Genomic DNA, 19,785 nt, shown 5'->3' with positions numbered 1-19,785 from the left:
CTCCACGATCTCGTACATGACGATCAGCGTCGGGGCGATGGCCGCGCCGGCGACGAACGCGCTGAGGGCCATCAGCGGCAGGCCGGTGGTGACGACGAGCGGCAACAGGCCGACGGCCAGGCACGCCGAACAGGCCAGGAACCGCTGGGCCAGCGGTGCCGTCCACTGCCGCGAGCCGTACAGCAGGCCGGTGACGAGGCTGCCGACCGACAGCGCGGCGACGAACGGGCCGGCGAGCGCGGGCCGGCCCAGATCCTCGGTGAAGGCGACCATGGAGATCTCCACCGAGCCGAGGATGACGCCCAGCGCGAGCCCGAACACCAGCACCAGGCGCAGCCCGGAGACCCTCAGGAGGGACGGCTCGCGGCGGTGCTCGGTGGCGAGCGGCGGCTCGGTGCGCCGCATGGCGGCGTAGGCCAGCCCGCCGGCCACCGTCAGGACCAGGCCCGCGACGAAGCCCGCCGCCGGGTGGAGCGCCGCGGCGAGCATGGTGGCGAGCACCGGGCCGACGATGTAGATCACCTCGTCGATGGCCCCCTCGACGGAGAAGGCCGTCTTCAGCTGCGGGGTCCCGCCCACCAGCGCCGTCCACCGGGCGCGGACCATCGGGCCCAGCGGGGGGAAGGCCAGGCCCGCGCAGACCGCCGACAGGAACAGCAGCCAGACCGCACCCGTCGCGACGCCGGCCATGATGCCGGCCAGCCCGAGCGCGTGCAGCAGCACGACCGGCCGCAGGACCCGCCCCTGCCCGTAGCGGTCGCCCAGCCGGCCGATCCGTGGAGCGGCGAACGCCTGGGAGACCAGGATGGTGGCACCCACCGCGCCGGCGAGTGCGTAGGAGCCGGTGGCCGAGGTCACCAGCAGGATCGTCGCGATGCCCAGCATGGACATCTGCATCCGGCCCACGAAGCCCGCGAGTACGAACCGGCGTACGTCAGGCGAGGCGAGCAGTGCCTTGAAATCGTTGTCAGCCACTCGACAACAGTGCATCGCCGTACTTGCCGCGTTAAGACCGTAGCGAATGTCTTCGGTAATCTCCTCGGTCCCGCAACGGCCGGTCGATGACACTCTGGCTTCCGGCGGACATCGTCTCGCCGCTCCCGAACAAACGCGGAAAAGGGGATGCAATGACCGACGCGATAGGCACCTATTACGACGTCATCATCATGGGCGGCGGGCCGGCCGGATCGACGCTGGGTGCACAATTGGCGCGCACCACGAATTTGAGCACGGCGATTTTCGACAAGGCGCAGTTCCCGCGCGAGCACATCGGCGAGTCGCTCGCGCACCCCACCACGCCCGCGCTGGAGGAGATCGGCGCGCTGGACAAGCTGATGTCCAGCGACTTCAAGGTCAAGAAGTTCGGCGGCCTCTTCCGGTGGAACAAGACGCCCAACGTGGGCTTCTTCGACCACGATTCGTACCTGGAGGACGGGGTGCACCGCTGGGCGGCCCACGTCAACCGCTCCGAGTTCGACCACATGCTGCTGCAGCACGCCGCCGAGTGCGGCGTGTCCGTGTTCGAGGAGACGACGGTCTCGGCCTTCGAGCGGCTGGAGGACGGCTGCGAGGTCACGCTCAACGACGGTCGCAAGGTCCGCTGCGGCTACTTCGTCGACGCCTCCGGGCGCCGCAACAGCATCGCCTCCAAGAAGAAGCGCAACTACCTGTCGGGCTACAAGAACATCGCGATCTGGCAGCACTACACCGGTGCCCAGCACGCCTACGACATCCCCGAGGACTGGAACATCTTCCGGGAGAAGAGCCTGTCCCCCATCGCCTGCTCGGCCTTCTCCGACGGCTGGTGCTGGTACATCCCCGTCCCGAAGATCATCGACGGTGAGCGCGTGATGACGCACTCCGTCGGGATCGTGACCATCCCCGCGATCCTCAAGGAGCCGGGCAAGGACTTCACCGACCTCGAGCAGTTCACCAAGGCGATCAAGGAGATCCCGCTCGTCGGCGAGCTGATCAAGAACGGCACGCCGATCTCCGACAAGATGCAGACCGCCACCAACTACTCCATGATCAACGACCAGTTCGCCAACTTCGACGAGCGCTGGATCCTGGTCGGCGACGCCGCCTACTTCGTCGACCCCCTGTTCTCCTCCGGGGTGGCCTTCGCCATGCACCACGGCCTGTCGGCCGCCACCGTGCTCAAGGCGACCTTCGACGACAGCGTCGACGAGCAGCACAAGCGGGACCTGTGGCACGACTACGACATGGAGTGGCACGGCATCGCCGAGTCCTTCTCGCTCTCGATCGACCAGTGGTACCACGCGATCGGCAAGAGCAACCCGGACAGCATCTACTGGCGCACCCGGGGACAGGACGTCACCACCGAGGTCCGCGAGCAGACCTTCCAGATCCTGCTCAGCACGACGATGGAGCCCGACCTGCTGCGGGTGCTGACCAACCCCGACGGCACCCAGGCCGACCTCGACGCCGAGGGCCCGTACATGAAGGCCTACGGCATGGCCGACCCCGGGCTGATCGGTGACGACGACCTCGTCGCCCTGGCGCCCGGCGCGACGATCCGCAAGAGCCTCGGCCTCGACATCCCGGGCTTCAAGGGCTTCGCTCCGCCGCCGCCCTTCGAGCTGTCGCCGGAGGAGCGGGCCGCCCTCACCAAGTACTGGGAGGACCCGGTCAAGAACGGCGACGCGGTGATCTCCCCCCTGTCGCAGCCCCTCCCCTGCCACCGCTACTCGGTCGAGGGCGCCGCCGGCGGCGTCGAGGTGCGCAGCTTCGACGAGGTCGACGGCGGCAAGGTCGTGTGGGACTGCCTGCAGGACGGCGGCATGCGCTACCGCGACCTTCAGGAGAACCTCAACGAGCTCCAGCTCCACCTGGTCAAGCTCCTGTGGCGGACCGGTGTGGTCACCGTGACGCCCGCCTCGTCCACCTCGACCGGCTGAAGGGAAGTGCCGAGATGGGGATACTCACCGGGAAGAACCTGCTCGTCACCGGCGTGCTGACCGAGGCGTCCATCGCGTTCAACGTGGCCAAGGTCGCCCAGGAGCAGGGCGCGAAGGTCGTGCTGACGGGATTCGGCAGGATGAGCCTCGTCCAGCGCACGGCCCGGCGGCTGCCCGACCCCGACACACCCGTCATCGAGCTCGACGTGACCGACGACAGCCATCTCGCCAGCCTCGCCGGGCGGGTCGGCGAGCACGTCGACCGCCTCGACGGGGTGCTGCACGCGGTGGCCTTCGCCCCGGAGGCCGCGCTGGGCGGCGGCTTCCTGGAGACGTCGTGGCCGGACGTCGCGACGACGTTCCAGGTGTCGACCTACTCCCTCAAATCGCTCAGCGTCGCGTGCGCGCCGCTGATGCCCGCCGGGGGCTCCATCGTGGGCCTGGACTTCGACGCCACCGTCAGCTGGTCCTCCTACGACTGGATGGGCGTGGCGAAGGCGGGTCTGGAGTCCTGCTCCCGCTACCTGGCCCGCTACCTCGGGCCGCAGGGCATCCGGGTCAACCTCGTGGCCGCCGGCCCGCTCCGGACGCTCGCCGCCCGCGGCATCCCCGGCTTCGCCGGCGTCGAGGCGACCTGGGACGACAGGTCGGCGCTGGGCTGGAAGGCCGACGACTGCGAGCCGGTGGCGCGCGCCTGCGTCGCCCTGCTCTCTGACTGGTTCCCGGCGACGACCGGAGAAGTGATTCACGTGGACGGAGGCTTCCATGCAATGGGTGACTGAGAAACGCGCCGCCTACCGGATCGGCGCGGCGGCCGGGCTCGGCGGCGTGACGCTGGCCGTGATCGCCGCGCTGTCGGTGCCGATGACCATGCAGGACCCGTTCGCCGACATCTCCGCGGCCGACTACATGAACGGCATCGTGTCGGCCCCCGCGCTCTGGGTGCTGCTCCACCTCGCCGTCACCGTGGGGACCGCGCTCAAGCTGGTCGGCCTGATCACGATCGGCGAGACCTTCGAGAAGTCCTCGGCCAGGCCGCTGGCGCTGATCGGCAACGGGCTCGCCATCGCCGGCGTGTCACTGCTGATCACCACCTACGCCCGCGACGGATACGTCCACACCTTCATGGCGGAGACCTGGCAGAAGGCCGGCGCCGGCGGCGACGCCTACGAGGCCATCTTCGCCTCCAGCACCCGGACCGCCTACTCCACGGAGATAACCGGGGTGCTGCTGGTGCTGGGCCTGGCGCCCCTGGCGTACGGCGGCGCCATGCTCCTCAGCTCGCTGTACGCCCGCTGGGTCGGCTGGCTCGGCGTCGTCGGCGGCGTGGGCGGCGTGGTGACCGCCGGCTACCTCTACTCCACCGGACTGACCGACCTCGGCTACGGCGTGCTCTACCCGCTGTTCGGCATGGCGATCCCCACGGTCTGGCTGGTCGCCGCGGCCCTGCGGGTCTGGCGCGCCACCGCCACCGTCCAGAGCCCGGCTCCGCAGCCGGTCGCGGCCCAGGGAGCCGTCGGATGACCCTGCTCGACGAGACCCGCGTCCCCAGTACCGCGCCCGCGGCCGGGGACGCGGACCCCAGGGACCCCCATCCGCGCCTGGCGGCGTTCTTCGACCCCGGATCGCTGACGCTCCTGGCCCCCGCCGACGGCAGCGGGGTGCTCGCCGGCATCGGCCGGGTGCAGGGCGTCAAGGCGGTGGCCTTCGCCAGCGATCCCCGCGTGCAGGGCGGCGCGATGGGCTCGGCGGGCTGCGAGCACATCGTCCGCGCCTACGACACCGCGGTGCACGGGCGCCTGCCGATCATCGGGCTCTGGCACTCCGGCGGCGCCCGGCTGGCCGAGGGCGTGGCCTCGCTCCACGCGGTGGGCCGCGTCTTCGCGGCCATGACCCGCGCCTCCGGCGTCGTGCCGCAGATCTCCGTCGTGTTCGGCCCCGCCGCGGGCGGGGCCGCCTACGGCCCCGCGCTGACCGACATCGTGATCATGTCCGCCCAGGGCCGCATCTTCGTCACCGGGCCCGACGTGGTGCGCAGCGTCACCGGCGAGGACGTCGACATGGCCACGCTGGGCGGGCCCGACCCGCACAGCCGCAAGAGCGGCGTCGTGCACGTGGTCACCAAGACCGACGAGGAGGCGTTCGCCAGAGCCCGGACCCTCACCGGGCTGCTGGGCGAGCAGGGCGGCGTGCCCGGCGAGGTCGCCGAGATCGACTTCTCGACGCTGCTGCCGGACAACCCCAAGCGGGCCTACTCCGTGCAGCCGGTCGTCGACGGGCTCCTCGACGAGCGCGGCGTGGAGCTGCACGCCAAGTGGGCGCCGAACATCGTGACCACGCTGGGCAGGCTCGGCGGGCGGACCGTCGGGGTCATCGCCAACAACCCCATGCGGCTCGGCGGCTGCCTCAACGCCGTCTCGGCGGAGAAGGCCGCCCGCTTCGTGCGGATGTGCGATGCGTTCGGAGTCCCCCTCGTCGTCATCGTGGACGTCCCCGGCTACCTGCCCGGGGTGAGCCAGGAGTGGGACGGCGTCGTACGGCGCGGCGCCAAACTGCTCCACGCCTTCGCCGAGGCGAAGGTCCCCCGGGTCACCCTGGTCACGCGCAAGGCGTACGGCGGCGCCTACATCGCGATGAACTCCCGCGCGCTCGGCGCGACCCGCGTCTTCGCCTGGCCGACCACCGAGGTGGCCGTGATGGGCACGGTCGCGGCCGTGCGCATCCTGCACCGCCGCCGCCTCGCCGCCTGCTCCTCCCCCGAGGAGCAGACGGCCCTGGAGGAGGAGCTGGCCGTACAGCACGACGAGATCGCCGGCGGCCTCGGGCGCGCGGTCGAGCTCGGTGTCGTCGACGAGGTCATCGCCACCCACGAGACCCGGGGTGCGATCGCGCGGGCCATCGCCTGCGCCCCGCCCGCGCGGGGCACCCACGGCAACATCCCCCTCTGATCTTGGAGCTACCGGCATGGATGACGATGTCTTCGACGCTCTGGCCAAGTTCATCGAGCAGAGCGACTTCGTCTGTCTCGGGGCGCGTGCGGCGTTGCGCAAGAAATCCATCGTGCACCACCACTATCCGGAGCTGGGCGCCGAGGAGTCGGTCCTGGCCCACCACCGCGACCTCCTCACCTTCCTGGAGACCTTCGAGCCGTCCGCACGCAGCTTCACCTCCTTCGTCGCCACCTTCGAGGGACCGCTCCACCTCACGGAGCAGGAGTACGAGGACCGGGTCTGGCGCCACCTGCAGGCCATGCACGACGAGGACAGCAGGAATTACAAATGGAGTGACAGATACGACTCCGATCCCGCGTCGGCCGACTTCGCGTTCTCCGTCGGCTCGCACCCGTTCTTCGTCGTAGGACTGCACAACGGCGCCTCCCGGCCAAGCCGGCGATTCGAGAAACCGGCCCTGGTTTTCAATTCGCATATACAGTTCAACGCCCTGGGGATCAAGTTCTTCAAACTCCGCGGCAAGATACGTGCCCGTGAGCGTTCGTTCCACGGGTCCGCCAACCCCAGTTTCACCACTTACAGGGAGGAGGCACGACACTACGGCGGCAGGTTCACCGAACCGGAGTGGAAGTGCCCGTTCTCGCCGAACGGAGAATGACGGTCTTGGACGTGGTCGCGCACTTCTTCCTCGGCGTCGTCGTCGTGCTGTCCTGCGCGCACCTGGCCGGCTCGCTGGCCCAGCGTCTGGGACAGCCCCGGGTGGTCGGCGAGATCTGCGCAGGTCTCGCGCTCGGCCCCTCACTCCTGGGCAACCTCAGCCCCGAGCTCGCGGACCTCCTCCTGCCGCGCGACATCCTGCCGATGATCGACGGACTCTCCCAGCTGGGCCTGGTGCTGTTCGTGTTCGGCGTCGGCCAGGAGCTGGCCTCCACGCGGCTGCGCGGGACCGCCAGGCAGGGACTGCTGATCAGCCAGGCGTCGATGGCCGTGCCGTTCGTCGCGGGCGTGCTCGTCGCCGTCCCGCTGATCGGCGGGACGGCCGAGCACCCGGTGGCCTCCGTGCTGTTCATCGGATGCGCGCTGAGCATCACCGCCTTCCCCGTGCTGGCCCGCCTGCTCAGCGACCTCGGCATCGGCCGCACCCGTCCGGGACAGCTCAGCCTGCTCGCCGCCGCGGTGGGCGACGGGGCCAGCTGGCTGCTGCTGGCCGTCGCCCTGGCGGTGGCCGGCGGCTCGGGGCCCGGCGGCCTGCTGGTGAGCGCGGTCGGCGCGGTCGTCGTCACCATCGCCTTCCTCGGCCCCGTGCGCCTGGCGCTGGCCCGCTGGGCCGACCGGGCCGGCCCGGCGTCCCCGATCTCCGGCGGCCTCCTGCCGGTCGTGGCGGTGGCGGCGACGGCGACCCTGACCGCGGTGATCGGCATCCACCAGCTCATCGGCGCGCTGCTGGTCGGCATCGCCTGGCCGGCCCACCGCCAGGGGGCCGCCGCGCTCATGGAGACGTCCAAGTCGGTGCTCCTGCCGTTCTTCTTCCTGAGCTTCGGGCTGGGCGTCGACCTCGGCTCGCTCCAGCTGGACGGGGCCACCATGGGCGCCCTGGCCGCGCTGCTCACCGCCGCCGTCGGCGCCAAGATCGCCGGGCCCGGCCTGTGCGGCCGGCTCACCGGGCTGTCCTGGCGCGACTCCTTCATCCTGGGTTCCCTGCTGAACACCCGCGGCCTCACCGAACTGGTGGTGATCCAGGTCGGCTACCAGGCCGGGCTCATCGACCAGCGGCTGCTGGCCATCCTGACGGTCGTCGCGCTGGCCACCACCGTCATGACCGCGCCCCTGCTCCGGCTGGCCGGCCTGCGCCCGCCGGGCGCCCGCACCCGGCGGGCGGCCGCCGGACCGGCCCCGCCCCCGGCCGGAACGTCCGCCCCCGCGCCCCCGGCCCCAGCCGAAACCCCCCTCCCGGCACCTCCGGTCCCAGCCGAAATGTCCGTACCGGCGCTCCGCAACTGAATCTTTCGATACTCAGGCGATCCCCCTGGTTCACATCGGGCGACCTTGGTGAATTTCTATTGTCGCTGGCCCGGGGGACTGACTACCTTCAGATCTGACCGCGATCGGAACCGGCCTGGAATTGAGGGTGATCCTGATGGTGGAGTTCAAAGTGCTCGGACCGTTGGAAATCAGTTCAGGCAGCCGGGCCTGGCGACTTACCGCTCCCCGGCAGCAGCAGATCATGGGGCTGCTGCTGCTCTCCGCCAACCAGATTATCGACGCCAACTCCCTGATCCTCGAACTGTGGGGAGAGAATCCCCCGAAAAGCGCTATGACAACTGTCCAGACCTATATTTACCAGCTCCGTAAACTGTTCGATCACGAGGGGATCCACACCACCGCGGCGGAGATCCTGACCACCAGGCCGCCTGGCTACAGCCTGGAGGTGAACCCCGAGCAGATCGACGTGTTCGCCTTCCGCGAGCTCGTCCAGAAAGGCCGGGCGCACCTGGACGGCGGGGACCCCGAAAAGGCGTCCCGGTGGCTGCGCCAGGCCCTGGAGCTGTGGACCGGGCCGCCGCTCATGGGCATCACGGCCGGCCGTGTCCTCGAGGCCCACCTCGCCGACCTGGAGGAGCAGCGGCTCCGCGCCCTGGAGATGCGCATCGACGCCGACCTGCAGACGGGCCGGGGCCGCGAGCTCATCGGCGAGCTCAGGTTCCTCGTGGCGACCAACCCGCTCAACGAATGGTTCCACGGCCGTCTCATGACGGCGCTGTGCCAGGTCGGCCGGCGCAACGAAGCGCTGGGCGCCTACCGGGAGCTGCAGGCCGTACTGGACCGCGAGCTCGGGCTGGAGCCCTCCTACGAGCTGCGGCGCCTGCGCTACCGGATGCTGGACAGCCAGCCCGTCCCGGCGCGGGCGGCCTCTCACATGCACGACATCGCAGCGGCCGTATAAGGCCGCACGGCCTCCCCCGAGGTCATACGAGAAGGAAGGGATAGGTCGTGAAGGCACTTGTCCTGGCGGGCTGGGCGAGGGCGCGGCTGCGGCCTCTCAGCCACACCGCGCAGAGACAGCTCCTCCCGGTCGCCAACCAGCCGGTCCTCTTCCTCGGCCTGGAGGCCATCAGGAAAGCCGGGATCTCCGAGGCCGCGATCGTCGTGGACAGGGACGACCGGGTGGTCCGCGAGGCCGTCGGCACCGGCGCGGCGTTCGGGCTCGACGTCTCCTACATCTACCAGGACACCCCCCGCGGCCTCGCGCACTGCGTGCTCATCGCCCGGGACTTCCTGCAGGACGACGACTTCCTGGTCCACCTGGCCGACAACGTCATCCTGCGCGGCTTCGACGGGCTGCTGACGGACTTCCGGCTACGTGGCCGCCCCGACGCGATGGTGATGGTCGGCCAGGCACCCGGCTCCGGCGGCCACGGCGTCGCCCGCGTCGACGGGTCGGGCAACGTGACGGACCTGGCGGAGGGGCCGGGGCGGGCCGGAGAGCAGGCCCTGGTCGGCGCCTACGTCTTCACCCCCGCCATCCACCAGGCCATCCTGTGCACCAAGCCGACCTGGCGCAGGGAACGGGAGATCACCCACGCCGTCTCCTGGCTGATCGGCAACGGGGGCACCGTGCTCGCCCACACCGCCGACGGCTACTGGAGGGACACCGCGAGCGTCGACGACCTGCTGGACTGCAACCGTGAGGTCCTCGCCGGGATCGAGCCGGTGATCCGCGGCGACGTCGACAGCGGCAGCGAGCTGATCGGCCCGGTGATGGTCGACGCGGGCGCGTCCGTCCGCCGCTCCCGCGTGGTCGGGCCCGCCGTCATCGGCGTGGGCGCGACCGTGGTGGACAGCGCGATCGGCCCCCATACCTCAATCGGTGCCGACTGTGACATACAGACCAGTACGATCGAGGCCTCCATCGTGCTTCAGGGGGCGTCGCTACGCGGAGTCGGTCCTGTCAGAGCGTCGGTGATCGGCCGTGACGCCCGTGTCTGGGCCGAGCCCGGCGGCTCGCGCCTCGTTCTCGGCGACCACAGTCAAGTATCGCTTCAGCAGTGCGTGCATTCGGGACCGCAGACGGAGGTGGCGTTGTGAACGAGCCGGATGGCCGGACTTCTCCGGTGTGGGAGGTCCTGTGGCCGGCCGCCGCGGAGAAGGAGGCGCTGGAGGTCGCCGCCCGGCTGGCCGGGCAGGGCCTGCGCGCCGGTGACCGGGTGCTGCTGACGGGAGAGAACTCCGCCGGTTTCGTGACCGCGCTGCTGGCCCTGTGCCACCTGGACGTCTCGATCGTCCTGGCCGATCCGCAACTGACCGCCGAGCAGCTGGAGCGGATCACGCGCGTGGCGGAGGTGCGCTGGGCGGTCGCGGGGGCGACGGCGGCCCGGCCCCCGCTCCCGCCCTCGTCGATACTCGACCTGGAGGTCACCGGCCGTCCGCCCGGCGCGCTCCCCGAGCCGTCGGGGAGGATCTCCCTGGAACGGTGGGAACAGCGCCGCGACGCCGTCGTCATGTGGTCGTCGGGGACGACGGGCGATCCCAAGGCCGTGGTGAAGTCCGGCCACGCCGTCATGGAGAACTCCCGGGTCACCGCCCGGGTCATGGGCTACCGGCCCGACGACGTGCTGGCGCCGCTGCTGCCCTTCTCCCACCAGTACGGCATGTCGCTGCTGCTCATCTGGTGGCTGACCGGATGCGGCCTGCTCGTCGCCCCCTACCGCAGGCTGGAGCAGGCGCTGACCGCGATGGCCGAGTCGGGGGCCACGATCGTCGACGGCTCACCGCCCACCTACCACGGCATGCTGACCCTGTTCGCCCGCACCCCCGCCCTCCTGGAGAGTCTGCGCGGGGTGCGCATGTGGTGTGTGGGCGGCGCGCCGCTGCACCGGTCGCTGGCGGCGCACTTCCGCACCACGACCGGACACGACCTGCTGGACGGCTACGGGATGACCGAGACCGGCAACATCGCGCTGACCGTCCCCGGCCGGACCGAGGGCTGCGGGGCGCCGCTGCCCGGCGTGGAGGTCCGTGTCCTCGGCGAGGACGGCACGCCGGTGCCGGCGGGCTCCCCGGGGGAGGTCACGGTGCGCACCCCCGGCCGGTTGGAGGGCTACCTGCGGGAGGACGGCGGCCTGGAGCCCTGCGCCGAGACCTGGTTCAGGACCCGCGACCTCGGCCAGATCGACGACGGCGGCCGGCTCCACGTGTTCGGCCGGATGAACGCGGTGCACCGGATGGGGCACACGCTCTACCCCGAATACCTGGAGCGCCGGGCGGAGGAGTGCGGCGCCCCGGTGAAGGTCGTCGCGCTGGACGACGAACGGGCCGGATCCGTGCTCGTCTTCTTCGTGCGCGACGTCACCGACGACGAGCGGGTCTGGCGGAGCAGGTTCCGCTCCTACCTGGCCGCCTACGAGCGGCCGAACGCCGTCGTGACGGTCCCCGACTTCCCCGTCAACCGCAACGGCAAGGTCGACGTGGCCGCGCTGAGGGAGAGCGCGGTGCGGATCCTCACCAAAACCGCACACCCGACGAGATGATCGGACGAGATCGAGTTGATGATGGACGCTGACATCCTGGCGCGGCTGCAGTTCACCGTCACGAGCGGTTTCCACTGGCTTTTCGTCCTGCTGACACTGGGGCTGGCGCCGATCATCGCGATCATGCACACCCGCCACGTCCTCACCGGCAACCTCCGCTTCGAGCGCATGACCCGGTTCTGGGGGCAGATCTACGTCGTCAACTACGCGCTCGGGATCGCCACGGGACTGGTCATGGAGTTCCAGTTCGGGCTGGCGTGGAGCGGCCTGACGACGTTCGCCGGCAACGTCTTCGGGGCGCCGCTGGCGATGGAGACGCTCGTCGCCTTCTTCGCCGAGTCCACCTTCCTCGGTATGTGGATCTTCGGCTGGGGGAGGCTGCCGAAGGTGCTCCACATGCTCCTGTTCTGGCTGGTCACACTGACCGCGTACGCGTCGGCGTACTGGATCATGGTGGCGAACGGCTTCATGCACCGTCCCGTGGGGCATGAGGTGCGCGACGGGGTGGCCTACCTGACCGACTTCGGGGCGCTGTTGACCAACTCCAGCGCCATCAACGCGATGGAACACGTCGTGGGGGCGGCCCTGCTCACCGGCGGGGCGTTCGTCGCGGGGGTCAGCGCCTACCAGTTCTCCAGGCGCACGGCCGAGGTCGACTTCTTCCGGAGCTCGCTGCGGCTCGGGCTCCTGTTCGCGGTGCCCTTCGGCATCGCCACGGTGGAGGCCGGCTTCCGGCAGTTCCCGGACCTCAACGTGGCCCAGCCGATGAAGATGGCGGTCCTGCGCGACTTCCTGCAGCCCGAGGACCGCGGACCGTACACCGTCGAGCAGGTCCAGTCCATGATGGTCCAGCAGTACGGCCCCGGAGACTACGCGCCCCCGGCGTGGATCGGGTCGGCCTACGACTTCATGACGATCACGGCCTTCTTCATCGTCGTGATCTCCCTGTTCGGCGCCGGGTTCCTGATCCGCGACCACATCGTGCGCTCACGCGGCGCGGCCCTCATGGTGACGGTCATCATCCCGCTGCCCTTCATCGCGGCGACCCTCGGCTGGCTCGTGCGGGAGGTGGGCCGGCAGCCGTGGACCATCTACGGCGAGCTGCTGACCTCCCAGGCCCGCTCGTCGGTGAGCGCGGGCACCATGCTGGCCTCCCTGATCGGCTTCACCGCGCTCCTGGCCGGACTGGCGGTCACCAACTGGATCCTGATCGGCAGATACGCCCGGCGCGGCCCTCGGGAGACCGACCTCGGCAGTCCCGGCCCGCGCGTCGACCCCGAACCCGTCATGGCCCTCTAAGCCCTACTAGCCCTAGGACGACTCATGAGTCTGGAAGTCACCTGGCTGGCCCTGCTGGGGCTGCTGCTCGCCGGCTATTTCGTCCTCGGCGGCTACGACTACGGCGTGCAGATGCTCCAGTCCCCCCTCGCCCGCGACGAATCCGAGCGGCGCCTCGCGCTCAACTCCTTCGGGCCGTTCTTCCTCGGCAACGAGGTGTGGCTGGTGGCCTTCGGCGGGGTGCTCATCGGAGCCTTCCCCTTCCTGGAGGGCCCGCTGCTGTCGGGGATGTACGCCCCGGTGGGCGTCATCCTGGGCGGAGTGGTCCTCGGCAACGTCGCGGTCCAGCTGCGCAGCAGGCACGAGGGCCGGGCGGCGCGGGCGGTCTGGGACCGGCTGGCCCTCGTCGGCGGGGTGGTGCCGGCCGCGGGCTGGGGGCTGGTGCTCGGCCTGCTGATCCGCGGGCTGCCGCTGACCCCGCAGGGCACCTTCACCGTCGGCCTCGCCGAGCTGCTGGACCCCTTCGTCCTGCTGTGCGGGGCGACGACCCTGGCGCTGTTCGCCGGGCACGGAGCGGCGTTCCTGGCGATGCGGACCCGCGGCGGCCTGCGCGAGCGCGCGATACGCGCCGGGCGGCCCCTGCTCGGCGTGGCGGCGCTGTGCGCCCTGGCCGGCCTGGCGCTGGGCACCCTCTCCGGCGTGGCCGCCGACGGCAGGACCGCCGCCCTCCTGACCGGGGCGCTCCTGCTGGCCCTCGTCGTGGCCGTCGTCGCACTGTCCCGGGGCGGCGCCCGGACCGCGTTCGCGGCCACCTGCTGCGCCGCGGCCCTGCCCGTGCTCATCGCCGGGCTCGGCCTGTATCCGGACCTCCTGGTCTCCACCGGCGGCGGAGCTTACCGCCTGGCCGTGCCGGAGGCGGCGGCCGACGCGGCCACCCTGCAGCTCCTGCTGCCCCTGGGCACCCTGGTGATCCCGCTGCTGATCGCCTTCCAGGCGTTCAACTGGTGGGCCTTCCGCGGCCGGGTGGACGGGCGCCACTCCATATACCTGTGAGACATGTCTGTGAGACGGGCACCACTGGGAGGGACAATCGGAGGTGAAGCCATGCAGCGCAGAAGGCTGGGTCACGCTGGACCGGTCTCGTCCTGCCTCGGCCTGGGCAGCATGGCTCTCACCGGCGCCTACGGGCACGTGGACCCCGGGGCCGCGGCCATCATGGGGCAGGCCGTCGACGCCGGGATCACCATGCTCGACCTCAGCGACCTGCGTGCCGGCAGCGAGATGGAGGCGATGGTCGGCAAGGTCCTGGACGGGCGGCGCGAGGGGGTGCTGCTGGCCACCTGCCAGGGGGCGGATCCCTGGACCGCGGGCGGGCCGGGACGGCTCGGCCGCTCCTGCGACGCCACGCTGGCCCGGCTGGGCGTGGACCACATCGACCTCTACTACCTGCACGCCGGCCCGGGGGTGCCGATCGAGAGCCACATGACCGAGCTGGCGGAGCTCGTCGGCGCCGGGAAGATCCGCCACATCGGCCTGCACGGGGGGACGCCCCAGCAGCTGCGCCGCGCCCATGCCATGCACCCCGTCGCCGCGCTCTCGACGGAATACTCGCTCTGGCAGCCGGGCGCCGAGAAGGAGCACCTGCCCGTCGCGCGGGAGCTGGGCGTGGGCATCGTCGCGCGGGCTCCCCTCGGGCGCGGCTTCCTCGGCGGCCGGATCAGGTCCCGCGCCCAGCTCGACCCGCTCGACCTCAGACGCGCGGACCCGCGCTTCTCGGCGGGGAACCTGCGGCGCAGCATGCGCATGCTGCGCGAGGCCGAGGCGACCGCGGCGGACATGGACATCGGCATGAGCCGCCTGGCCCTGGCCTGGCTGCTGTCCAGGGGCGAGGACATCGTCGCCGCCCCGAGCACGGGCGACCCGATCCACCTGGAGATGAACATCGCCGCGGTCGAGGTGAGCCTGACCGCCGAGACGCGCGAGCACCTGGCGCGCATCTTCTCCCCGGACCGGATCTAGGCTCCACCGCCCGGGTCCGCCGCCCCGCGGGCGCGGGAGGGGTCGGCGGGAGGGGTCGGCGGGAGGCCCCCACTGCGCCGACCCGCCACGCCCTGCTCCGGGCACCGGTTCAGGTCCGCCCGGAGCCTGCCGTACGCGGCCTGGGCGGACCTGGCGTCCCGGCACGGCGTGAGCTGCCCGCCGCCGGAGGGTCCCGACAGGGCATGAGCTGCTCGCCGCCGGAGGCCGGAGGAGGGTCTAGACGAACCCCTGCGGGCCGGCGCCGGGATCGCGCTGGGAGGTGATCAGTGAGGCCGCGACGGCCTTGTTGACCGCGTCGATGCGGGAGACGGCGCCGAGCTTGACGAAGATGTTGCGCAGATGGCGCTTGACGGTGGCCTCCGTCAGGCCGAGGCGGGTGGCGATCTGGTGGTTGCTGAGCGCCTGGGCGGCGAATTCGAGGACCTGCCGCTCCTTGTCGGTCAGGACGTCGGAGGAGGCCCCGTTCACCTGGGCGAGGCTGTCTCGGGAGACCGCCAGCACGAGCCGGTCGGGGTCGTTGACGACGCTCCTGATGGCCGAGATCACCTCCTCCCGGTGCACGCTCTTGAGCAGGTATCCGTGGATGCCGGCCGCCAGCAGCCGGCTCAGCAGCTGGGGTCCGTCGTACATGCTCAGCACAATGATCTTGGTGCCCGGGGACATGGCGCGGACCTGCGCCACGGTGTCGAGGACACCCCTGCCCGGGATCTCGATGTCGAGCAGGAGGACGTCGGGGCGCTCCCCCGCGACCATCGTCAGGGCTTCGACGGAGTCTCCCGCCTCGCCCACGACCGCGAAGTCGTCGTGCGCCCAGAGGATCTCCCGCAGCCCCTCGCGGAAGAGGGCGTGGTCGTCGACGATGCCTATCGTGGTCGGTCCGCCCGGCTCACTCATCGAGCCGCCCGGGTAACGGCATGTGGAGGTCCACGCAGGTGCCCTCCACAGGATCGCTCGTCACAGTGATCGTCCCCCCCAGCAGTTCGGCGCGCTCCCGCATGGATATGAGGCCCATGGATCCGGTGTTCGGCACCTGGTCCACGGCGAAGCCGCGGCCGTTGTCCCGGACGAAGCCGAGCAGCTCGTGCGGGGCGATGTCGATCCGGATGAGGATCATCGAAGCCTGCGCGTGGGCCAGCGCGTTGCGGGTGGCTTCGCGGAAGATGAGGAAGGACTCGTCGCGCACCTCCGGCGACGCCCACGTCTCGTCCCCGTTGACGTGGAGATGTACGGCCACGTCGCCGGTCTCGACCGTGGCGAGATAGCCGAGCAGCGCTTTCTCCAGGCTCTTCAGCGGCTCGTGCGGATGCAGTTCCGACGTCACCTGCCGCAGGTTCCGCATGGTCTCCTGGATGGCCTGCTCGGCGAGCTCGACATTGACCAGGGCTCTGGCCGGCTCCGTGGAATGGTGGAACTCATACAGTTCGAGCTGCTGGTGGACGACGCTGATCCCGTGCCCGATGCGGTCGTGGAGCTCCCTGGCGATGCGGCGCCGCTCCTCCACCTGCACCTCGTGCATCTTGTTGAGAAGAAAGCTCGTGTAGCTCTCCGACGCGGCGCGGATCCGGGTCGAGATGCTCTGTTCCAGGCTCAGGGTCACAATGTTGAACAGCCGCACGTAGTCCGGGTGCTCCCTCAGGAGTTCGCTCAACGTGGACAGCGCTATCCGGAAGAAGATCGACGCGGCGTCGAGCGATTCTTTCGGATGGATGCCCGCCCCGGCCCTGTCCGCGCCGATGTCCCAGGCGAGAAGGCTGTGGGAGTCGTCGGTCTGGACCTTGCCGGTCTCCAGCGCCGTGGCCACATCGCTCAGGATCTCTTCGGCGTTCGCCATCATCTGGCGCAGCATCCGGGGTTCTCGCGCGAGACGGCCGCCTTCGACTTCCAGTCTCCGGATGTATTCCGCGAGGATGCGAGGACGGCTCGCATCTACATAAGCTGCGAAATTTCCCTCATCGCGAGTCTGGCCCCCCACCCAACTCCGCCTCTCGGTGCTAGGCAATCTGAAGCACCTATTTATACCTAATTACCGCTACCCAGGGCAACAGTCCGAAAACTAATACATGATTAAACTGAGGTGTAAGGCATACTGCGTCACCATAAACGCCCGATAAGAACGCCGGCGCCGGAGACGGTTTCCGTGTGAGAGCGGACTGAGGGTGACCACGGCGACGAGGACGGCACCGGTCAGCAGTGTGACAACCGTCCCGACCATGGGCAGGTCCATGATCAGTACGGCGGCCGCGAACGCGACGGCGACGGTCAGCGCCGCACCGGCGGCGAGCAGCCGGACCGGCCCCTCCCCGCACGTCACCCCCAGGGTCGTCCGGCCCGCCGCGGCGTCGCCCTCGATGTCCGACAGGTCCTTGGCACACACACCGACAAGCCCCATCCACAGGGACGCGGTGAGCATGAAGACGCACAGCACCTCCATCCTGGTGCTCCAACCGCCGGTATGGCCGGCGAATCCGGCGGCATACGTCAGGAGGCCGGCCGCCGCGCCGATGGCCGCGGTGGCCCCCGAGCGCCGCTTCCAGTGGAACGGCGGCCCCGAATACACATATCCGAGGGCCAGCACGGCGAGGACCATCCAGAGGATCGGCCCGCCCAGCGCGACGGCCCCCGCGACCGACGTCAGGGCGGCGGCCAGGACGACGACGAGGGCGTCGCCGGGGTCCAGGATCCCCCGGGCGATCGGGCGCGACGAGCCGTTGACCCGGTCCTCGCGCACGTCCATCACCCCGTTGAACAGATAGACGGCGAATATCGCCAGACCCCAGACCAGCCCCCTCCCGACCAGCTCCGTCTCCATGCCGGAGGCCTCGACCCCCAGGGCCGCGCCCGCGACGAACCGCAGCATGAAGATGACGAGCACGGAGGGCCGGGCCTCGGTGACGCACATGCGGAAGAGGCTGACAGTGATCTTGACGGGGCTGACGGACGACGGCCCGACAGAGCCGCGAATGATAGACATAATCCCGAGCGTGCAGCGATTAAGAATCCAAGTTAAGGGGGTGAGTAAAAGGTTGTATCCCGACTACTACTTCCGATATTTCGATCGCACTTGTCGACCCTGTGGACCGCTTGTAGCGTGAAGCCGGGACAGCAGAAGTGGGCATTAGGTCGCACTGCGATGATACTCGAGAAAGGAAATCCGACTGTGAAATCCGCTCGACGGCCCGCCGGACGTTATAGGGAATTCACGCCACTGTCACTCCCGGACCGCACCTGGCCCGACAAGCACATCGTCGCCGCTCCGCGCTGGCTCTCCACCGACCTGCGCGACGGCAACCAGTCACTTTCCAGGCCGATGAGCCCGGCCCGCAAGCTCGCGATGTTCGAGCTCCTGGTGGGGATGGGCTACAAGGAGATCGAGGTCGGCTTCCCCGTCGCCAGCAAGGACGACCACGACTTCGTCCGGCTGCTCATCGAGCAGGACCTCATCCCCGACGACGTGTGCATCTCCGTGCTCGTCCCGGCCCGTGACGAGCTGCTGAGGCGGACCGTCGACAGCCTGCGGGGCGCGCCCCGCGCCACGGTCCACGTCTACAACGCGACCGCGCCGATGTTCCGGCAGCTGGTGTTCGGGATCACCCGCGCCGAATGCAAGGACCTCGCCGTTCAGGGGACGCGGCTGATGATGAAGTACGCCGAGCGGACGCTCGCCGACTGCGACCTCCGCTACCAGTACTCCCCCGAGCTGTTCAACGAGACCGAGCCGGACTTCTCGCTGGAGGTCTGCGAGGCGGTCATGGACACCTGGGAGCCGGGGCCGGAGCGGGAGATGATCCTCAACTTCCCCACGACCGTGGAGCGCTCACTGCCCCACGTCTTCGCCGACCAGATCGAATGGCTCGACCGCAACCTGTCCAGGCGGGAGCACGTCTGCCTGTCCATCCACCCGCACAACGACCGCGGCACCGGGGTCGCCTCGGCGGAGCTGGCCGTGCTGGCGGGGGCCGAGCGCGTCGAGGGCTGCCTGTTCGGCAACGGGGAGCGGGCGGGCAACGTCTGCCTGGTGACCTTGGGCATGAACCTGCTGACCCACGGTGTCGACCCGGCCATCGACTTCTCGGACATCAACGCGATCCGGGACACCGTCGAATACTGCAACCAGATGGCCGTGCACCCGCGCCACCCCTACGGCGGCGACCTCGTCTACACGGCCTTCTCGGGCTCCCACCAGGACGCGATCAAGAAGGGGTTCGACGCCCTGGAGCGCGAGGCAGCCGAGGCGGGGACCGAGCCGGCCGACCTCCCGTGGCGGGTGCCGTACCTGCCGCTGGACCCCGCGGACGTGGGGCGCGGCTACGAGGCGGTGGTGCGGATCAACAGCCAGTCAGGTAAAGGCGGCGTCGCCTACGTGATGGACGCCCACCACGGGGTGGACCTGCCGCGTGAAATGCGGCGTGAATTCGCCGACCTTATCCAGGCCTACGCGGACGCCGAAGGCGGGGAGATCTCCCCCGACCGGATCGCGGAAATCTTCAGAACCGAGTATGAGAACGCTTTCGAGATCGTTGATCACTAGCGGACCGCGCAGCCGGGGGACCCCCGAGATTCTCTGTGAGAACTTGACTTTCCGCCTGACAACTATAACAAGTTCCAGAAACCCTCGCCCAGGCGGGGCCGTCCGACATCTTCACCCCCAGGGAGAGAGACCGTGAGTCGTTCCGTCCTCGTCACCGGTGGCAACCGCGGCATCGGGCTCGCCGTGGCGCGGGCCTTCGCCGGTGACGGAGAGAAGGTCGCCGTCACCTACAGGTCGGAGCCGCCGCCACCGGACCTGCTGGGTTTCCACTGCGACGTCACATCGGCCGCGGACGTGGAGCGCGCCGTCGCCGAGGTCGAGGTCCAGCAGGGGGCCGTGGAGGTCCTCGTGGCCAACGCCGGCATCACCCGGGACAAGCTGCTCCTGCGAATGGGCGAGGAGGACTTCGAGGCCACCCTCGACGCCAACCTCAAAGGGGCCTTCCGCCAGACGGCGGAGACGACCCGATGATCCGCCGCCTCCGTGCCCTCTGGGACGACCTCCGCGAACTCGGCGACCCGTTCGCCATTGACTTCGACGAC

The 19,785-nt window shown here is 70.0% G+C and carries 17 protein-coding genes and 1 pseudogene; 14 read left to right on the top strand and 4 right to left on the bottom strand.

What is annotated here, in order from left to right; all coding sequences use genetic code 11:
* Nucleotides 1-975 (bottom strand): MFS transporter (locus ACWDS7_RS33060; protein WP_451932448.1); only part of this gene is annotated, 975 nt, incomplete at its 3' end.
* Nucleotides 976-1,127: 152 nt separating this feature from the next.
* Between ACWDS7_RS33060 and ACWDS7_RS33055 the strand changes: the two genes are divergently transcribed.
* The 12 genes from ACWDS7_RS33055 to ACWDS7_RS33000 all read left to right on the top strand — a co-directional run bounded on the left by ACWDS7_RS33055 (nucleotide 1,128) and on the right by ACWDS7_RS33000 (nucleotide 14,694).
* Entirely contained in the window at nucleotides 1,128-2,918 is a 1,791-nt protein-coding gene (locus tag ACWDS7_RS33055; RefSeq protein ID WP_306857174.1) for an NAD(P)/FAD-dependent oxidoreductase, read from the top strand.
* A gap of 14 nt (nucleotides 2,919-2,932) precedes the next feature.
* The gene (gene fabI, locus ACWDS7_RS33050; protein WP_306857173.1) at nucleotides 2,933-3,700 is read left to right on the top strand and encodes an enoyl-ACP reductase FabI; all 768 of its coding nucleotides are present in this window, start codon (nucleotides 2,933-2,935) and stop codon (nucleotides 3,698-3,700) included.
* Entirely contained in the window at nucleotides 3,693-4,442 is a 750-nt protein-coding gene (locus tag ACWDS7_RS33045; RefSeq protein WP_306857172.1) for a hypothetical protein, read from the top strand. Before fabI ends, ACWDS7_RS33045 begins: the two co-directional genes overlap by 8 nt.
* Nucleotides 4,439-5,866: an acyl-CoA carboxylase subunit beta gene (locus ACWDS7_RS33040; protein WP_451932447.1), complete on the top strand. Its 1,428-nt coding sequence runs from the start codon at nucleotides 4,439-4,441 to the stop codon at nucleotides 5,864-5,866. The genes ACWDS7_RS33045 and ACWDS7_RS33040 overlap by 4 nt, the downstream gene beginning before the upstream one ends.
* 16 nt (nucleotides 5,867-5,882) lie before the next feature.
* Nucleotides 5,883-6,527, top strand: a complete 645-nt coding sequence (gene gntA / locus ACWDS7_RS33035) for a guanitoxin biosynthesis heme-dependent pre-guanitoxin N-hydroxylase GntA (protein ID WP_451932446.1) — start codon at nucleotides 5,883-5,885, stop codon at nucleotides 6,525-6,527.
* A complete protein-coding gene (locus ACWDS7_RS33030) occupies nucleotides 6,524-7,870 on the top strand; it encodes a cation:proton antiporter (RefSeq protein ID WP_451932445.1) in 1,347 nt (448 codons plus the stop codon). The genes gntA and ACWDS7_RS33030 overlap by 4 nt, the downstream gene beginning before the upstream one ends.
* Before the next feature lie 136 nt (nucleotides 7,871-8,006).
* Entirely contained in the window at nucleotides 8,007-8,813 is an 807-nt protein-coding gene (locus tag ACWDS7_RS33025; protein ID WP_306857168.1) for an AfsR/SARP family transcriptional regulator, read from the top strand.
* Nucleotides 8,814-8,860: 47 nt separating this feature from the next.
* The gene (locus ACWDS7_RS33020) at nucleotides 8,861-9,955 is read left to right on the top strand and encodes a sugar phosphate nucleotidyltransferase (RefSeq protein ID WP_451932444.1); all 1,095 of its coding nucleotides are present in this window, start codon (nucleotides 8,861-8,863) and stop codon (nucleotides 9,953-9,955) included.
* Nucleotides 9,952-11,397, top strand: a complete 1,446-nt coding sequence (locus ACWDS7_RS33015) for a class I adenylate-forming enzyme family protein (protein WP_451932443.1) — start codon at nucleotides 9,952-9,954, stop codon at nucleotides 11,395-11,397. The genes ACWDS7_RS33020 and ACWDS7_RS33015 overlap by 4 nt, the downstream gene beginning before the upstream one ends.
* 18 nt (nucleotides 11,398-11,415) lie before the next feature.
* Nucleotides 11,416-12,696 carry a cytochrome ubiquinol oxidase subunit I gene (locus ACWDS7_RS33010; RefSeq protein WP_306857165.1) on the top strand — a complete coding sequence of 427 codons (1,281 nt, stop codon included), beginning with the start codon at nucleotides 11,416-11,418 and terminating at the stop codon, nucleotides 12,694-12,696.
* Between the two features lie 24 nt (nucleotides 12,697-12,720).
* Nucleotides 12,721-13,728 carry a cytochrome d ubiquinol oxidase subunit II gene (cydB, locus tag ACWDS7_RS33005; protein WP_451932442.1) on the top strand — a complete coding sequence of 336 codons (1,008 nt, stop codon included), beginning with the start codon at nucleotides 12,721-12,723 and terminating at the stop codon, nucleotides 13,726-13,728.
* 51 nt (nucleotides 13,729-13,779) lie between these two features.
* On the top strand, nucleotides 13,780-14,694 hold the full coding sequence (locus tag ACWDS7_RS33000) for an aldo/keto reductase (protein ID WP_451932441.1): 915 nt from the start codon (nucleotides 13,780-13,782) through the stop codon (nucleotides 14,692-14,694).
* Nucleotides 14,695-14,931: 237 nt separating this feature from the next.
* Here the strand turns inward: ACWDS7_RS33000 and ACWDS7_RS32995 are convergent, their stop codons facing one another.
* The 3 genes from ACWDS7_RS32995 to ACWDS7_RS32985 form a co-directional block, all read right to left on the bottom strand.
* The gene (locus ACWDS7_RS32995; protein ID WP_306857162.1) at nucleotides 14,932-15,609 is read right to left on the bottom strand and encodes a response regulator transcription factor; all 678 of its coding nucleotides are present in this window, start codon (nucleotides 15,607-15,609) and stop codon (nucleotides 14,932-14,934) included.
* Nucleotides 15,602-16,561 carry a sensor histidine kinase gene (locus ACWDS7_RS32990; protein ID WP_306857161.1) on the bottom strand — a complete coding sequence of 320 codons (960 nt, stop codon included), beginning with the start codon at nucleotides 16,559-16,561 and terminating at the stop codon, nucleotides 15,602-15,604. Before ACWDS7_RS32990 ends, ACWDS7_RS32995 begins: the two co-directional genes overlap by 8 nt.
* A 207-nt stretch (nucleotides 16,562-16,768) precedes the next feature.
* Nucleotides 16,769-17,686 (bottom strand): UbiA family prenyltransferase, encoded by a 918-nt coding sequence (locus ACWDS7_RS32985; protein WP_451932440.1) that lies wholly within the window; start codon nucleotides 17,684-17,686, stop codon nucleotides 16,769-16,771.
* Nucleotides 17,687-17,845: 159 nt separating this feature from the next.
* Between ACWDS7_RS32985 and ACWDS7_RS32980 the strand changes: the two are divergent.
* Together ACWDS7_RS32980 and ACWDS7_RS32975 are read left to right on the top strand one after the other, a co-directional pair.
* A pseudogene (locus tag ACWDS7_RS32980) lies at nucleotides 17,846-19,213 on the top strand (2-isopropylmalate synthase); the annotation flags it as partial.
* 162 nt (nucleotides 19,214-19,375) lie between these two features.
* Nucleotides 19,376-19,714, top strand: a complete 339-nt coding sequence (locus tag ACWDS7_RS32975; protein ID WP_451932439.1) for an SDR family NAD(P)-dependent oxidoreductase — start codon at nucleotides 19,376-19,378, stop codon at nucleotides 19,712-19,714.
* Nucleotides 19,715-19,785 lie beyond the last annotated feature (71 nt).

This window comes from Streptosporangium sp. NPDC003464, from assembly GCF_053588315.1.
This window is presented reverse-complemented; position numbering and strand designations above follow the sequence as displayed.

What these genes read in the sequence shown, in the direction of transcription:
- fabI (WP_306857173.1), top strand. Translation starts at nt 2,933, where the DNA reads ATGGGGATACTCACCGGGAAGAACCTGCTCGTCACCGGCGTGCTGACC.
- gntA (WP_451932446.1), top strand. Translation starts at nt 5,883, where the DNA reads ATGGATGACGATGTCTTCGACGCTCTGGCCAAGTTCATCGAGCAGAGC.
- ACWDS7_RS33030 (WP_451932445.1), top strand. Translation starts at nt 6,524, where the DNA reads ATGACGGTCTTGGACGTGGTCGCGCACTTCTTCCTCGGCGTCGTCGTC.
- ACWDS7_RS32990 (WP_306857161.1), bottom strand. Translation starts at nt 16,561, where the DNA reads ATGCTGCGCCAGATGATGGCGAACGCCGAAGAGATCCTGAGCGATGTG.
- ACWDS7_RS33000 (WP_451932441.1), top strand. Translation starts at nt 13,780, where the DNA reads ATGCAGCGCAGAAGGCTGGGTCACGCTGGACCGGTCTCGTCCTGCCTC.
- ACWDS7_RS32985 (WP_451932440.1), bottom strand. Translation starts at nt 17,686, where the DNA reads ATGTCTATCATTCGCGGCTCTGTCGGGCCGTCGTCCGTCAGCCCCGTC.
- ACWDS7_RS33055 (WP_306857174.1), top strand. Translation starts at nt 1,128, where the DNA reads ATGACCGACGCGATAGGCACCTATTACGACGTCATCATCATGGGCGGC.
- ACWDS7_RS32995 (WP_306857162.1), bottom strand. Translation starts at nt 15,609, where the DNA reads ATGAGTGAGCCGGGCGGACCGACCACGATAGGCATCGTCGACGACCAC.
- cydB (WP_451932442.1), top strand. Translation starts at nt 12,721, where the DNA reads ATGAGTCTGGAAGTCACCTGGCTGGCCCTGCTGGGGCTGCTGCTCGCC.
- ACWDS7_RS33040 (WP_451932447.1), top strand. Translation starts at nt 4,439, where the DNA reads ATGACCCTGCTCGACGAGACCCGCGTCCCCAGTACCGCGCCCGCGGCC.
- ACWDS7_RS33025 (WP_306857168.1), top strand. Translation starts at nt 8,007, where the DNA reads ATGGTGGAGTTCAAAGTGCTCGGACCGTTGGAAATCAGTTCAGGCAGC.
- ACWDS7_RS33010 (WP_306857165.1), top strand. Translation starts at nt 11,416, where the DNA reads ATGATGGACGCTGACATCCTGGCGCGGCTGCAGTTCACCGTCACGAGC.